General features: G+C 42.6%; 14 protein-coding genes. 11 read left to right on the forward strand and 3 right to left on the reverse strand.

Going from position 1 to position 16,107, the window contains the following annotated elements; translation table 11 throughout:
• Positions 1-6: 6 nt before the first annotated feature.
• Positions 7-495, reverse strand: coding sequence for an NUDIX hydrolase (locus DP116_RS17995; protein WP_169156479.1), 489 nt, complete (start codon positions 493-495; stop codon positions 7-9).
• 494 nt (positions 496-989) lie between these two features.
• On the opposite strand from DP116_RS17995, the gene DP116_RS18000 reads away from it, so the two are divergent.
• The 7 genes from DP116_RS18000 to DP116_RS18030 all read left to right on the forward strand — a co-directional run bounded on the left by DP116_RS18000 (position 990) and on the right by DP116_RS18030 (position 10,954).
• Positions 990-3,494: a PBP1A family penicillin-binding protein gene (locus tag DP116_RS18000; RefSeq protein WP_169156490.1), complete on the forward strand. Its 2,505-nt coding sequence runs from the start codon at positions 990-992 to the stop codon at positions 3,492-3,494.
• 444 nt (positions 3,495-3,938) lie between these two features.
• Complete coding sequence (locus DP116_RS18005) at positions 3,939-5,036, forward strand: AI-2E family transporter (protein ID WP_169156491.1); 1,098 nt, start codon at positions 3,939-3,941, stop codon at positions 5,034-5,036.
• A 105-nt stretch (positions 5,037-5,141) separates the two neighbouring features.
• Positions 5,142-6,647 (forward strand): rhomboid family intramembrane serine protease, encoded by a 1,506-nt coding sequence (locus DP116_RS18010; RefSeq protein WP_169156480.1) that lies wholly within the window; start codon positions 5,142-5,144, stop codon positions 6,645-6,647.
• Between the two features lie 200 nt (positions 6,648-6,847).
• The gene (locus DP116_RS18015) at positions 6,848-7,990 is read left to right on the forward strand and encodes a DUF3466 family protein (RefSeq protein ID WP_169156481.1); all 1,143 of its coding nucleotides are present in this window, start codon (positions 6,848-6,850) and stop codon (positions 7,988-7,990) included.
• 358 nt (positions 7,991-8,348) lie between these two features.
• On the forward strand, positions 8,349-9,368 hold the full coding sequence (locus tag DP116_RS18020) for an ABC transporter ATP-binding protein (RefSeq protein ID WP_169156482.1): 1,020 nt from the start codon (positions 8,349-8,351) through the stop codon (positions 9,366-9,368).
• A gap of 109 nt (positions 9,369-9,477) precedes the next feature.
• Complete coding sequence (locus DP116_RS18025; RefSeq protein ID WP_169156483.1) at positions 9,478-10,377, forward strand: ABC transporter permease; 900 nt, start codon at positions 9,478-9,480, stop codon at positions 10,375-10,377.
• Positions 10,378-10,561: 184 nt separating this feature from the next.
• Positions 10,562-10,954 carry a hypothetical protein gene (locus DP116_RS18030; RefSeq protein ID WP_169156484.1) on the forward strand — a complete coding sequence of 131 codons (393 nt, stop codon included), beginning with the start codon at positions 10,562-10,564 and terminating at the stop codon, positions 10,952-10,954.
• Positions 10,955-11,047: 93 nt separating this feature from the next.
• Here DP116_RS18030 and DP116_RS18035 read toward each other — a convergent pair whose 3' ends face one another.
• Complete coding sequence (locus DP116_RS18035) at positions 11,048-11,485, reverse strand: peroxiredoxin (protein WP_169156485.1); 438 nt, start codon at positions 11,483-11,485, stop codon at positions 11,048-11,050.
• 599 nt (positions 11,486-12,084) lie between these two features.
• Between DP116_RS18035 and DP116_RS18040 the strand changes: the two genes are divergently transcribed.
• The 4 genes from DP116_RS18040 (at position 12,085) to DP116_RS18055 (ending at position 15,534) form a co-directional block, all read left to right on the forward strand.
• Positions 12,085-12,870, forward strand: coding sequence for an ABC transporter permease (locus DP116_RS18040; RefSeq protein WP_169156486.1), 786 nt, complete (start codon positions 12,085-12,087; stop codon positions 12,868-12,870).
• A 121-nt stretch (positions 12,871-12,991) separates the two neighbouring features.
• A complete protein-coding gene (locus tag DP116_RS18045) occupies positions 12,992-13,360 on the forward strand; it encodes a hypothetical protein (RefSeq protein ID WP_169156487.1) in 369 nt (122 codons plus the stop codon).
• Between the two features lie 8 nt (positions 13,361-13,368).
• Positions 13,369-14,850, forward strand: a complete 1,482-nt coding sequence (locus DP116_RS18050) for a caspase family protein (RefSeq protein ID WP_169156488.1) — start codon at positions 13,369-13,371, stop codon at positions 14,848-14,850.
• A gap of 321 nt (positions 14,851-15,171) precedes the next feature.
• Positions 15,172-15,534, forward strand: coding sequence for a hypothetical protein (locus DP116_RS18055; RefSeq protein WP_169156489.1), 363 nt, complete (start codon positions 15,172-15,174; stop codon positions 15,532-15,534).
• A 225-nt stretch (positions 15,535-15,759) separates the two neighbouring features.
• On the opposite strand, the gene DP116_RS18060 is transcribed toward DP116_RS18055, so the two are convergent.
• Positions 15,760-15,948, reverse strand: a complete 189-nt coding sequence (locus tag DP116_RS18060; RefSeq protein ID WP_169156492.1) for an EAL domain-containing protein — start codon at positions 15,946-15,948, stop codon at positions 15,760-15,762.
• Positions 15,949-16,107: the final 159 nt, after the last annotated feature.

A 16,107-nucleotide genomic window follows, 5' to 3' on the forward strand; every position in this document is an offset into this window, starting at 1 on the left:
GGTAACTTATGTGCGGGCTGAGTACCGTGATTCAGTTACCAACGAATCGCACGTTTCCAAATCCTCATCTTCGTCTTGTGCTGGTGCTTTCTCCAGCTTTTCTAAATCTTGTGCTAAATAAGCATAAATTATTTCGTCAGAATAGCCCGGAGCGAGAAAAAATTCTCCTAGTTTTTGCCACTTTTGGGCACGGTAGCCGGTTTCTTCTTCTATTTCACGCTGAATTGTCTCTAGGGGATCTTCGTTTGGTTCCAATGTACCAGCAGGAAACTCTAAGATTCTTCCCTGAACTGCAAAACGATACTGGCGCAAAAGTATCATTTTACCTTCTGGAGTTACGGGTATAGCTAAAGCGCCACCTGGATGACGAATGCATTCCCATTCTCCTTCTGCTTTGTTAGGTAATCGTAAGCGATTAACCTCAAAATCAAATTTGCGCCCTTTGTAGTACAAGCGCTGTCTCAGCAGCTGGGGTAATTCTCTACCTAATGGCATAGTTCAATGATTTGGTTTAAAAATACACAGACTAAAACTTTCGGAAGATGTCAAAATCAGCGTTGTCTGTATGGTTGTTGGTAAAATTAGTTGCCCACCAACAAGTGTACTTCAGAACAGCCTACCTCTTTAACAGTTATCAGTTATCAGGGAGGTTAAGAAATCGCTTCCTCTGTTAAGAGTTCCCTGTTCCCTGTTAAGAGTTCCCTGTTAAGAGTTCCCTGTTCACTGTTCACTGATTTAATCTTCATTAAATAACGTATTTTGCTTTCCTGTTTTGTTTTTGTGTTTTATATTTTTTCAACAGTACTATTGCTTCATGTAATGATTAAAGATAAAGTTTGTATAAATAAGAACGCACAACCGTAACAAAATTTTCCCAAAAAGAATATATCCAAGCATAGATGGGGTGATATACTATCACGAATGTAGTGCAATGATCTAAAAACTTTGGATGGTGGTTAGATTGCAACTGCTTGAAGCGAGGAATGAACGTGGTTAAGTTTACCTCCTGGTTCAAAGAACGACCAGAAAAGTCGAGTGATGGTGATAAGGATCAACCAAGCTCGCGGCCTAACGATCAAAATGAGGAGAACGAGGGATCTACAAATGAAAAGACAACATCAACCAAGCCAGTAAAGCAAAACCAATTACTGAAGCAGATACTTTCCAAACTTCCTGGCAGCCACAAACCCCTTTATCGTCGTTACTGGTTTTGGGCAGGCTTGGGTATAAGTAGTGGAATTATTGCAATTGCCTACGGTATTCGAGCAATAGACCAAGGTTTACCAGATAAAGCAGAACTCAATGCCATTGTTCGAGAACGTACACTGACCATTAAAGCTGCTGACGGTAGCATTATACAACAACAAGGTGAAGCAACCAGAGAACAGTTAAATATAGAGGAAATACCAGATAAACTTAAAAAAGCTTTTATTGCTTCAGAAGACAGAAGGTTCAAGGAACACAACGGAGTTGACCCCCAAGGAATTGTGAGAGCAGTTTTAAATAACATGCGATCGCAAAACGTGGTCGAAGGTGGTAGTACGATCACACAACAGGTCTCAAGAATTCTCTTTCTCAAACAAGAGAAAACTTTCTGGCGCAAGCTCAAGGAAGCCCGATTAGCACAAAAAATAGAAGGGCAATTGTCTAAGGACGAAATTCTGGAACGTTACCTGAATTTGGTTTACTTGGGTTCTGGTGCTTACGGTGTTGCAGATGCAGCATGGGTTTACTTTAGTAAATCTGTGGATCAACTCACCTTGGATGAAATGGCGATCATTGCGGCATTACCTCCTGCCCCAAATCGCTTTTCACCACAAGTTAATAAACAAGAGGCAAAACAACGGCGGGATTTGGTACTACAGCGGATGCTGGAAGATGGATTTATTACAGCAGCCGAAAAACAAACAGCAACCGCAGAACCAATTCACCTGAAACCCAGTTCACCTAAGCGATGGCAAGAAGAGGCTCCCTATTTTATAAGCTACATTCAAAAAGAATTGCCTAAGTATGTTTCCCCCGAGGCACTCAAAGCAGGTGGTTTCACAGTGGAAACGAGCCTGAACTTGAATTGGCAGAAAGCGGCGGAAGCAGCTGTGAAAAAAACGTTGCGAAATGAGGGGCGCTGGGAAAACTTCAAGCAGGCGGCTTTGGTTGCGATTGATCCCCGCAATGGTGAAATTAAGGCAATGGTTGGGGGAAAAGACTTTGGTAAGAACCAATTTAATCGCGTGACTCAGGCACAGCGTCAACCAGGGTCAACATTCAAAGGGTTTGTTTATGCTGCTGCTATAGCAAGCGGGATGGATCCCTACGACGCCTACCTCGATGCACCCCTAGTTGTAGATGGTTATGAACCGAAAAACTTTGATGAGGGTTACCGAGGCATGCTAAGCATGAGAGATGCCCTCACCAAATCGGTTAACATTGTTGCGGTGAGAATCCTGATGAAAGTGGGTTTTCAACCAACTATCCAACTTGCCCACAGGATGGGGATTCAATCGGAATTGAAACCGATGTATTCCTTGGCGCTGGGTTCTTCTGAAGTGAATTTGCTAGAGTTGACCAGTGCTTATGGTTCCTTTGCCACGAAGGGCTTACACGTAGATCCTCATGGTATTACACGTATTATTGACCGTCAAGGTAAGGTTATTTGGTCTGCCGACTTCCAGCCAAAGCGGGCACTTGACGCTGAAAGTGCTGCTATCATGACCTGGATGCTCCGCAATGTTGTGCAAAATGGCACTGGTCGTGCGGCTCAATTAGGTAGACCCGTTGCTGGCAAAACTGGCACTACCGATGATGCTCGCGACTTATGGTTTATTGGGTATATTCCCCAAATGGCCGCAGGGGTTTGGTTGGGTAACGACAACAACAAACCCACCGACGGTAGCAGCAGTAGTGCTGCTAACACTTGGCATGAATTTATGGAAAAAGCGGTCAAGGAAATACCTGTAGAAAAGTTTCCTGAAAGACCCAAGTTAGAAGGTCGAAAAGCCACGATTAAAGCAATACCCGTCAAGGCTAGGCGAATTATCAATCGCTCTATTACTTCTAATGACCAGCAATCCGATGAAGAAAATACTAGCAGATCATATAGAAGTAGAAGACGAAATCAACAAGTAAATTCTGACGATAATAGTGGTGAAGAGCGTTCATCTAGAAGACGCAGATATAGAAGACGCGATTATCAGGAGGAGCAACAACAACAACAACAACAAGAAACCTCAACACCAAGAAGGCGCTATAGTCGTCGTTATCGTAGTGAAGAATCAAGTTCTAGTAGTGAGTCATCCTCACAACCATCTCGTTCACGGCGGCGCTATCGAACAGAAAACTCTGATTATTCAGCTCCAAGAAGGCGTAGACGAGAGTATACACCGCCTGCAAACAACCCTCGCCCCTCAACTTCAACTTCTTCTCCTCCAACACGTTCGTGGCGGGAAAGATTGAGACCTACTACGCCATCTTCAGAAACAAGTCCTGAGGGTTAGGGCTAATCAACGGATTATATCCAGCCTGCCCTTTGGGAGCGTAGCAGAGGGCGGGCTACGCGACGGGCGTTAAGCGAACGCGAGTGCGTGCGCCTCTGGCGCTTAGCTCTGCCGTAGGCAATCGCCAGTTAAGTCCAAAATAAACCTTGTATGGTTGATGACAGTCTTAACGGGGTGATCGCCGAAGGCGGCGGCAACAGCCTCGCATGACATGGCATCCATTGGCAGCATCCCCACGTACTAAGCTTGATATTACGGGCAATTGATATAACTTGATACAACTGTGCAAGAGATTATCAGCAACTGAATCAACAACAGTAGTTAGTTATCGACAGTAAGAGTATCAAAACCACTGTCTGAGTGTTTTTATTGGGTGCTTTGTTATTAATTAGATTTAATATGATAAATGGGCATTGCCCAAATCACAATTTTCGACTATTTAATATGAATCTTTCACTGAGCAAACTACTGCCATTGTTAATTTTGACACTACTCTTTCCATTAGTCTTTCTCAATGGCTGGCTAGCGTTTCGAGTTCTTCAATATTTTCAACCCCTTATAACAACTCTTTTTTTAGCAAGTTTACTTGCCTTTATTCTCAATTATCCTGTTTCGATTCTTCAGCAACGGGGAGTGAAAAGAAATTATGCAGTGGCATTAGTTTTTATCACAACTGTAATAATTATATTTGCTTTAGGTTTGACTCTGTTGCCCATTGTTTTACAGCAGTCTCATGAAATGGTGACAACACTTCCTCAATGGATTGATTCTAGTGAGTCTCAATTCAAAAATATTAATGATTGGTTACTAAGTCACGGTTTCAAAGTAAATTTTAATCAAATATTTTCTAAAATAGTAAATCGCCTACCTAATGAGTTAGAATATCTGGTAGATAAAATATTTAGTATTATCATAGACACTATTGATAGTATTTCCAAAGCTGTAATTACAGTCGTGCTAACTTTCTATTTACTATTAGATGGTGAGAGAATTTGGGATAGTTTCTTCAAAAAAATCCCCTTAAGCTTTGGTGAGCAGTTAAAGCAGTCTATTCAACAGAACTTTCAAAATTACTTAATTGGTCAGGTAGCTTTAGCTTTCCTGATGGGGATTTCACTAACCATAGTGTTTCTCGTTCTTCAAGTCCAGTTTGCTTTACTCTTTGGTTTGGGAGTAGGGATTTTGAGCTTAATTCCCTTCGGTGATGTTGTTAGTCTTGCTGTAGTTACTCTCATTCTAGCTTCACATGACTTTTGGCTAGCAGCAAGGGTTTTAGCTGTATCCGTTGTCATTGACCAATTAATTGACCAAGCTATTGCTCCAAGACTTTTAGGTAGTTTTACAGGACTTAGACCAATATGGGTTTTGATTTCTTTGCTAGTAGGAACTTACATTGGTGGAGTTTTGGGATTACTTATTGCTGTACCTATAGCAGCTGTCATTAAAGATGCACTCGATAGTTGGCAACTTCCTTCTAAACCTGATTATTCCGACACTGTTGTTGAGAGTAAAGAATTGTCAGAAATATTAACCAATGAGTAGTGATTGGGTTATTACTGTACAACCAGGTACTTCCTGATTATTGTAAATGAAATGGATCTTAATCACATATTAACTTGGATGGTCTGTTTATCATGCATCTCGACCATGATGAGCGCATCTTTATCTGGAACTAATAATAATCGTGGCTGGATTTTAGTATCAGGATTCATCTTGGTAATCATAGCAGTTTTGTCTTATCTCACTCCATCCTTGGGTGGGTTAATTGGTGGATGCTTGTGGGGGATTTTAGTTATTTTGCCTAGTCTTGGTCACAAGAAAGTTGACCAACTTATTGATCAACAACGTTTTGGTCAAGCAAGCAGAGTGGCGAGTCTGATTTGGTGGCTCCATCCGTTGGATGGTTGGCGTGATCAACCAAAATTGTTATACGCTTTGGATTTGGGTCAACGTGGAGCAAGAGCTTCCGCTGTTGCAATTCTAGACCGTTATCAAACCACCACAACACCAACTGGTCGTTCCGCAGCTGTCAGCCTTTACCAAATGGATGCTCGTTGGGAAGAATTGCTGGTGTGGATACAGGATAGCCTAAGCGAAGCAGTCTTGCGCAAAGATTTCGATATGCTGGTTTGCTACCTCAGAACCCTTGGAGAAACTGGCGATTTGAATGGTATGCTCCAAGCTTGGGAGCGCTATCAGCCAAGCATCGAAAAAATACTTAACCCAAGAACACAAAATCTAGCGCGTATGTATGTGCTAGCCTTCTGCGGTAAAACAGAATATGTCGCGAGATTATTGAGTGGTTCACTAGCGGACTATTCCAACACCATCAAACTATTTTGGCTAGCAACAGTTGACCAAGCAGCTGGAAGAGAAACCATAGCTCATGAGCAATTTTTGAGTATTGCTGATAGTAACAATGTTTGCATTCGCAACGCAGTAGCAAGGCGTTTAACCAGTCCTGTGGTTGTGGCTAACACAGTACTTACTGAAAAATCAGAAGAGATTCTATCTAGAATTAGTACAGAAATAGAGTATGAAACAAGATACAGCGGTAGAGATAGCTTAAAGCCACGTTTTGCGATCGCTACATATTTTATTATCACTTTGAATGTACTTGCTTTTGCTCTAGAGGTAAAACTGGGAGGTAGTACCAACCTGAATAACTTATATCGTTTAGGTGCATTAGTACCACAAGAAGTTGTTAAAGGAGATTGGTGGCGCTTGTTAACAGCCGCGTTTCTTCACTTCGGGTTCTTGCACCTATTCCTAAATATGTTAGGTCTTTATTTATTTGGTCGCTTAATGGAATTTGCCTTCGGAACACCGCAATTTTTTCTGTTGTATTTTGCTAGTGCAATTGGCTCTATGCTGGCAGTGACTTATATGTCAGTTCTGGGATATTCTCAATCTGATTTTGTAGTTGGTGCATCAGGATGTGTGATGGGTCTTGTTGGTGGTTTTACTGCTGTGCTGTTACACGAGTGGCTAAGGAAAAGAACACGCGTTGCTGCTAGAAATTTACGAGGGATTTTAGCAGTTATTGTGTTGCAAAGCATCTTTGACCTGACAACTCCACAGATTAGCTTTGTTGGTCATGCTTCTGGGTTGATTGTTGGTTTTGTGGTGGGGATGATTTTAAAGGCTTTATGAACGAGGTTTCAAATTGTTAATTGGCTTGTAGAGTAAAAATTTTGAAACATTGGACAAAATGGGTCTTTTGTTCATCAAAGTGCAAACTTCATGGTAGATTCAAGCATATCCACAGAAAACAAAGAAACTATCAATCAAGATAGCGACATCAGGCTGCATTTACTTAAACCATTTTGAAATTAAGGTTAAGGATTTGTCTGATGAAAATTTTATCGAAAGCAGCCGCTGGTACTTTTTTATTCACTGTAGTCATGGGTTCAGGCATAAATACAGTATCGGCAGCATCTTTATACTCAATAACTGATCTAGGCTCCTTGGTAGGTTCAGATTACAGTTACGCTACTGACATCAACAATTTTGGTCAAGTTATCTTTGATTCAGGTAAAGGCACCAGCAACGGGAGTCCAGATCGTGCTTTTTTATATACGAATGGTCAGGTGACTGAAATCAAACCTCTCTCTGGTGACACTGATATCGCCGTTACAAGTATCAACAACTTTGGTCAGGTGGTAGGTAATTCGGTTAATGAAAACAACTTCACTGGGAATAACCCCTTACTGTATAGCCAAGGCAGAACACAAAGCCTCGTCGGTCTTAATGATGCTATCCCTTATGCCATCAACGATAAAGGTGAGATAGTGGGTGGAGCGCAAAAAATTGGTCCGTTTTTGTATAAGAACGGAACGGTAGTTAACTTCAGCACTGAAGGTACTGTCGCATATGATATCAACAACCAGAGTCAGGTAGTCGGCATTTTAAACACTAACAAAGCTTTCCTGTATGAAAATGGCACAACGACTGCCTTGGGCACTCTCCCTGGTGACAATTACTCCTCAGCTGAGGGCATCAATGATAAAGGTCAAGTCGTCGGAGTTTCAGCCCCCACAAGCATAAGTAATGGTCGGGCTTTTCTCTACAGTAGTAGTACAAATCTGATTAACCTCGGTAGACTATTTCCTACTGACCTTTACAGCGTTGCTTTTGACATCAACAACAACGGTCAGGTTGTTGGCTTTTCGGGCAGCAATCCTAACTTTTATTCAAACAGTGGGATTGGAATTCGTGCTTTTCTTTACAGTGACGGCATTTTACAAGACCTTAACAACCTGATTTCTCGTGATTCTGGTTTTACCATCACTCAGGCAAGAGCTATTAACGACCAGGGACAAATCGTGGGGGCTGCTACTTTCAACGGTCAACTTCGTGCTATTGTGTTGACACCTGAGTCTGTTTCCACACCTGTGCCAGAACCCTCTACAAGCGCAGGCTTAGGGTTGTTTCTAACAGGTCTAGGTTGCTCTAAATTTCTTCAAGAGAAATTGAAAAAGAAAATAGCTGCATAACCGCATAGATTGTTGATGTTGTTGACCGAGCGCTAGAGCTAGCTTCAAGCCACGTTTTGCGATCGCCCAAGGGGCGGCTCCCTTTGAGAGCATCGCTACTATTTTATGATCATTTTAAAAAGTGCTCACGAAGATGAAATGTATTCAGCAATGGATTGGTTCTTAAAAAGGCAACCAAAACAGGACTTACGCATTTCAACGTAACTCCGTCCGCAGCGATCGCCTTTGGGTGAGACAAAACCGCAACCCAACTCATAAGATAAAGGAAGCCGTACCCACTTAATCACCCCACCGAACATCACTCAACTACAATAGGAATAGAATTTGTTGAGATTTGTATAGTTTAGGATAAACTATCATGGCTCCCGCCGTTTTCATTGAAAATTTCAAAAAACGCTACGGCATGGTTGAAGCCGTGAAGGATGTTTCCTTTAAGGTGGAACCAGGGGAAATCTTTGGCTTACTCGGTCCTAATGGAGCAGGCAAAACAACCACATTGAGAACTTTGTGTACTCTCACGACACCAGATGCAGGTAAAATAGAGGTATCTGGCATTTCTGTGGTGGACAATCCAAGAGCGGCAAGGAGAAGGCTAGGCTACGTAGCTCAGGAAGTTGCCTTAGATAAGGTGTTGACTGGACGCGAACTACTACAACTGCAAGCCGCACTGTATCACTTACCTGGTGCAGTGGCAAAACAACGAGTGAACACCGTGCTGCAGTTACTCGGTTTGCAAGAATATGCAGATAAAAAGACTGGCACTTACTCTGGTGGGTTACGCAAGCGCCTAGACTTAGCAGCAGGATTACTCCATGCACCAGATGTCCTGGTTTTAGATGAGCCAACAGTAGGACTTGACATAGAAAGCCGTTTTGTGGTGTGGGATTTCCTGCGTAAGTTGCGAGAAGCAGGAACAACGGTACTGATTACCAGCCATTATTTAGAAGAAGTTGACGCCTTGGCTGATAAAGTGGCAATTATTGACCGTGGAGTTGTGATTGCTACAGGAACGCCTTCAGAGTTGAAAGATAAAGTTGGGGGCGATCGCATTACCTTACGAATCCGCGAATTTTCACCCGACGAAGAGACGCACAAAGCTAAAGATTTGCTGAAATCTTTGTCGTTTGTTCAAGAAGTGATCATTAATAGCGCTCAAGGGAACTCCCTGAACTTAGTCGTGACACCGCAAAACGATGCTTTGATCAGCATCCAACAAACGCTCAATTCGGCTGGATTACCAATTTTCAGTATTGCCCAATCTCGACCGAGTTTGGATGATGTTTATCTTGCAGCCACAGGACGAACTTTGATGGATGCGGAACTCGCAGCAGCTGGAAATCGCGATCCAAAGGCTGAACGCAAGCAGAGTATGCGTTAGGCTTTGTGAATTGGTAATGACCAAGACTATCCTACTATTTTGATAGCGCAGCGTGCCCGGAGGGCATACTTTGAATTTTGAACTTTGAATTTTGAATGTGTGAATTTTTATGAGCGGTACTGTTTTACCTCCAAAATCTGATATAAATTGGCAGCAAGTGGCATCACCTCAAGCTTACGAAGTAGATGCGACTCCCAATGTCTTTGGTGAATTTGTACAAGAGACACTTGCTTTGACGCGTCGCTTGTTTATTCAGTTGCAGCGGCGTCCCTCAACATTAATTGCTGGAATTATTCAGCCAGTCATGTGGTTGGTGCTGTTCGGTGCTTTGTTTCAAAATGCACCAAAAGGTATCTTTGGCAATACCACAAATTATGGACAATTTCTGGGCGCTGGCGTCATTGTTTTTACTGCATTTGCTGGGGCGTTGAATGCTGGTTTACCAGTCATGTTTGACCGCGAATTCGGCTTTTTGAACCGTTTGCTTGTGGCTCCTCTTGTTTCACGGTTTTCGATAGTTCTGGCTTCGGCTATCTTTATTATCAGCCAAAGTTTACTGCAAGCTGCGGTGATTGTGACAGCAGCGGCATTTTTGGGGGCTGGGTTACCAAATGCAGCGGGTTTAGGAGCAATAGTTTTGATTGTCTTCTTGCTTGCATTAGGTGTGACTGCGATCAGTCTTGGTTTGGCTTTTACCTTACCGGGACATATTGAACTTATTGCAGTCATTTTTGTCAGTAACTTACCATTGTTGTTTGCTAGTACTGCATTAGCTCCATTATCCTTTATGCCTCAATGGCTACAGGTTGTCGCTACCCTCAATCCCCTCAGCTATGCGATCGAACCAATTCGCTATTTGTATCTTCACAAAGATTGGGGATTAAATAGCGTAGTCATGCATGCTTTTTGGGGTGATGTAACGTTTGGTGGCGCAATGCTTGTATTGCTTGGCTTTGCTGTTGTAGCATTACTTAGCATTCAACCTCAACTGCGACGGACTCTTGCTTAATATAAAAGCATTATTGGATTTAAGTGATTTTGGCATGAAAAGAACTCACCAATTACCTACATACCACAAAAAAGAATTATTCTGAGTTAGTGAGTTGGTGTGTTCTGTATGATTCTTAATCAAAATCCTTTAACTCTCCCACCCTGAGAAGGCGTGGGTTTCCAAACTTTCTTCGGAGATTTTTATGAAAATACCATTTTTACCGTTTAAACAACTATTTGTACTTACTGTGGCAGGACTCAGCTTTGCTTCTTTGCTATTGCCTCAACCTAGTTTAGCTGAACCTAGCTCAAGAAACATTCTGCAAGACCTCAATTCACAACAGAATAACGATCCATTATCTCCTCGCAGCGATGAGGTGAATAATATGGGCATGTTTGGTTTAATGCATCGCCTTCAACAAGGAAATGCAACTTGGAATCCAAATGAACAGAACCAACAACTCAATGATGCAGCCGCTGCATTCAAGCAAAAGCAACAACAATTGTTTCAGCAAAATCAAACTCGACAGCAGCCAACTCAACCAAGCTTTCAGGTAAATACACCTGGGGTGATTAAACCTAAATCCGGTCAGTAGAGCAACAAAAAAAGAACACAGAACGCAGTACCAAAAACTTTTGATTCTGAGATTCTGTGTTCTGAGTTCTTCTGAATGATTGCTAATCGGTTTTTACAATCCCAATGCTGCTAAAACATCGCTAGCATGAGTCGATGTGTTGACACTAGAGTCAACCTTGGTGATTTTGCCGTTACCATCAATGACGTAAGTAACGCGTTTAGCATATCCACCACCATCAACATCATATGCCTTGATTAAGCTGTGATCAGTGTCAGCCAGCAGCGGAAAATTGAGATTATATTTTTGGGTGAATGCTTGGTGGGAAGCTTCATCATCTGCGCTGACTCCCAGGATGACTACATCATTTCTCTTGTAGTCGTCAACAGCATCCCGAAAACTACAGGCTTGTTTGGTACAGCCTGGAGTGTCGTCTTTGGGGTAGAAATACAAAACCACTGTCTTACCTTTGAAATCAGACAACGAAACAGTGTTGCCGTTGGTGTCTTTGACGGTAAATGCAGGTGCATCGCTACCAACTGCTAAGGGCATAGTTTTAGTATCTCCACTATACAGGGTTTGGTTCAGGGCAGTTTGTGGTCAGTAACACGAGTTCGACCTTTCAAGTTTTGGGATTTTGTTTCATGAAAGTTACGAATACATGTCACTGTTTTCCCTGATGGCGGTATTGTATCAAACTTCATATATTTTTGTGAATTTATGGCTTCTTTAAGGTTTGGGGGAAAAAAAGTATAATTAAACACTTTTTTTCCTAAAACACGTAATATTGATGAAACGAACCGCCAAGACGCTAAGCACGCCAAGAGAATTAAGTAGGCCTCAAGCCGTGCCCGAAGGGCTCAGGAGATACCCGAAGGGCTTTCCCTCACTTGGCATCTGGTGAGACCAGCGCGAATGACGGCTCTCCCTCACTTGGCGACTGGCGTTAGCCGTAAGGCGTGCGCTTTGCGCATACCCGAAGGGCGTTGGGCATTGCAATGCCCACCCTACACAATATGTGTATTTCACTCAAATAAGAAGCGCTATTATATTGCTTTGTTCTGGAGAATGGGTGAACGCGAGCAAAAAGCTTGATGCAAATGAGATAATGAGGTGTATTGCACATACTTTTGCCCTTATAGTTATTCACCTTGAGAAACAGATACCTAAAAGTACTAACATTATTTTGGAGCGCTGCCATAGAAGCTGAGTTGGAGTATCGTATCAACTTCCTCTTAGCAACCCTCAGCAGCTTGGGCAATCTTGCAGGTAGTCTTTTTGGATTATTCTTGTTTTACGGTAACGGCTACACTTTTGCTGGGTGGTCATGGGAAGCAGCTTTGGTCGTCTTGGGAATTTTCACGCTGATGCAAGGCTTTTCTGCGACTTTCCTTGCTCCAAATTTGAATAGCATTGTCCGTCACGTGCAGGAAGGTACATTGGACTTTGTCTTACTCAAACCCATTCGTAGCCAGTTTTGGCTTTCTACCCGTAGTGTATCACCTTGGGGACTTCCAGATATAGTTTTTGGTAGCATCATCATTGGCTATGCAGGTAAAAAACTTGGTTTGGGAATAAACGATTACCTCATCAGTACAATTCCCTTGTGTTTTGGGTTAGTCATTCTTTACAGTTTATGGTTCATGCTAGGAGCCACTAGCATCTGGTTTGTCAAAATATACAACGCCACCGAAGTGCTGCGGGGTCTGTTGGAAGCTGGAAGATATCCGATGGTGGCTTATCCTACAGCATACCGCTTTTTCTTCACGTATGTTGTTCCAGTAGCTTTTTTAACGACTATACCTGCGGAAGTTATGCTGGGTCGAAGTCAAATCACTTGGATAGTAGGCGCGGGAGTGTTGGCGTTGGCGCTGTTTTTTGTTTCTACTAGGTTTTGGCGGTTTGCGTTACGGTTTTATACGAGTGCTTCTAGTTAGAGATGGGAAGTAGGATGCAATATCTTTGCATACATTAACCGATTGTCTACTAGTGTCAAGCGCAAAAATGCGACATAGTATAATTATTACGATACAAATAGACAAAGTTCAAAGGGTCAGGATGATAGGGGAATCTACCGTTAAACTTACAATTGCCCTGAAAGATTCAGGCTTAGATGATGAAGAGCTAGATAGGCTTACGCAAAATCTGCTTCAAGAAATCAAAGACCTGGATGAACTTGAACAAGTAAATCGTGTAGCAGTTGCAGAAACGCCACAGGGAGCGAAGTCATTGGGAAGTTTTCTGCTGGGAATGTTGCAGGTTGAGGTTAGCGTTGCAAATATTAAGAAATTGCTCGGATTTGTGGGCGATAGCCTGGGTAACAAACCCATTGAGTTTGAAGTCGAAGCCAACGGCAAAAAACTCAAGCTCAAAGCCTATAGTCAGCAAGAGCTACAAGCAGGACAGCAATTTGTATCATCGACATAGAAGTCATCATGGCTAAGAAGGTTGCACTACTGATTGGTGTTAGTGAGTACGGAGAGGGTTTAACCCCACTGCTTGGGGCTGCAAAAGATGTGAAGGTAATGGAGCAAGTTTTGCAGCATCCAGAGATAGGTAATTTTAATGAGGTGATGCTATTAACAAACCCCGCCCCAGAAGCGATGATGGAGGCGATTGAGAGTTTATTTTCTGGTCGAACTAAAGATGACCTAGTGCTGCTATTTTTCTCGGGTCATGGAATGAAGGATGAGAACCTCAAGCTTTACTTTGCAACTAGCCGCACCCGCAAAAATCCTCAAGGAGAACTTGTTAAAGCAACGGCAGTTCCAGCTAGTTTCGTACATGACATGATGAACAATTGTCGCTCAAAGCGACAAGTAGTGATTCTGGACTGTTGCTTCAGTGGAGCTTTTGCCCAAGGTTTATCAGCTAAAGATGACGGTTCTGTAAACATCAAAGCTATCCTTGGTGGCGAGGGTGGAGCCGTCCTGACATCTTCAACTTCTACCCAACTTTCTTTTGAGCAGCAAGGGTCAGACCTTTCAGTTTACACGCGTTACTTAGTTGAGGGTATTGAAACAGGTGCAGCCGATCTAGATAATGATGGTGTGGTTTCCGTTGATGAGTTGCATGAATACGCCAAACAAAAAGTTCAAGAAGCAGCTCCAGCAATGAAACCAGAGATACATACCACCAAAGAAGGTTATAAAATCCGGCTGGCTCAAGCACCTACTGACAATCCAAAGCTAAGGTATCGTAGAGAAATTGAGCGTTATAAAAGCCAAGGTGAGATATCCTTTGTTGGTCGCCGTTTCTTAGACGAGCTTCGAGATATTTTGGGACTGTCACCCGATGATGCTGCTCTCATCGAGACTGAAGTTCTTAAACCTTATCGAGAGTACAAAGAAAAATTACAGCGATACGAGTCTGTGCTATCTGAGGCGATTCAGCGCGAGAATCCCCTCAGTGATAATAGCCGTCACGATTTAAAACGTTTGCAGCAAGTTTTGGGTCTGAGAAAGGAAGACGTAGAACCAATTGAAGAACGAATTTTTGACAACACAACAGCAGAGCAAACGATAATTAATCACTCACCCATACAACAGACTTCCACTTCGCAGCCTAAAACTGCACTTTCAGAGCCAGATGCTATCACAGTCCCTTCCGTACAGATGTCAGGAGCGCAGCAAGGAACACAAACAAACAATCTTCGTCGCGCTCCCTTTTTTAATAGACGTTTGGTAATGATAGGGGTAGGCATTATTACAACTGTGGCAATTGCGGGTGCTGTTATATGGGTAAGCTTAACATCTAATCCTTCAAAAACAGAAGAATCACCTGACAAAAAAAAATGTGAAGAGTACCAGCGTAAATACAACGAGAAGGATTCGGAGGTGCAAGCTAAAGTTGAATCAAGCGACGGTTTTATTAGGAAGAGATGCAAGAACGTTTGGGGGGTAGTGATTGATCGCTGAGTATTAGGGCTAAGCTGTTACGCATTGAAATTGCATAGTTACTCATAAGGGCTGTGAAGGTAACAAGTCAACAGTCTAGAATAACCCTTGACCGGAGGCGGAGCGTCAGAGGCTCCGCTCTTGACCTTGGACTCTTGACTTGCCTTAACCAAAAGAAGTGCAACTTGTAGGCGCATTAGCTTATATACAGATTGATAGATTGCATTTAGCTATCCGCCTTGCAAAGTTTGTGGTCAAAATTCAACTTTTTCCTGATGGTGTTACAGATATTACGTAAACGTTAAGTGGTTTTGAATATACACTACAAAAAGGAGGCTCAGTATGAACAGTCAACACTCTGTGCTGATTATTATGCTAAATATTTTTGCTTTTACCGGTGTAAGTCTAATTGCTAGCTCCCCACCTACCACACGTACCTGCACTATTAATGAAAAAGGTGGGGCAACACCTGTAATATTATATCTTAAACCTGGTGCAAAGGAGGAGGAGGTTAAAATTAAACCGGTAAAAGTGGAACCAGGACATAAAGTGCATCCTACTAACAAACCACTCCAAAAGGCAGTATATGCTAATGAGACAGTGGATTGGATAAACGTTAAGGTTGATATAGAAGTAGAAGGTTGGGTGCGGAAAGATGTAGTAACAGAACCCTGTTATAAAAATACGGCAACTAGTAAAGTGTAATTCCCATATTACCAATCAAGCTCCTGTTTGGTTACACATTCCTTAACAGGAGTACCCATTCCTTCAAAGAAATCCTTTCGCATCTGGTGGAACAAGTTTGATTCTAATTAATCTGCCCGTTCAAAGTCAAGTATCACTGACGATAAATTCGTGAATTTTCTCAGCCTGTCTTTTATGCATCGGGTCTTACTGGTAAGTGCCGATAAGAAATTCAACCCACGAACCTTACCACTGAGGATTTGCCAAGATGAACGCAAGAGCCGCCCCACTAGACAATGCCTGAGAAAAAAAGTATCTCTGCCCATATCTACATTTGAGATTCCTGAGTTGTGCGAGTTGCTCTGCCGTTTCTATTCCTTCTGCTGTCACATCCACACCAAGTTTTTGAGCAAGCGTCAGGATTGTCTCAGTAATCTCTAAATTTCACCTGTCGCACTCAGGGCGATGCCGATACTCGCCGTGGTGAACACCTCTTGTCCGCCTAGAAGGAGATAGTCTCAGATCTTGCACCATACTTTTCGTCCGCCAAGAAATAAATTTCTTGGCTCAAAGTCCAAGTCCGTTAAAACGGAC

The sequence above is a fragment of the Brasilonema bromeliae SPC951 genome (genome assembly GCF_012912135.1).
GTDB classification, from domain to species: domain Bacteria; phylum Cyanobacteriota; class Cyanobacteriia; order Cyanobacteriales; family Nostocaceae; genus Brasilonema; species Brasilonema bromeliae.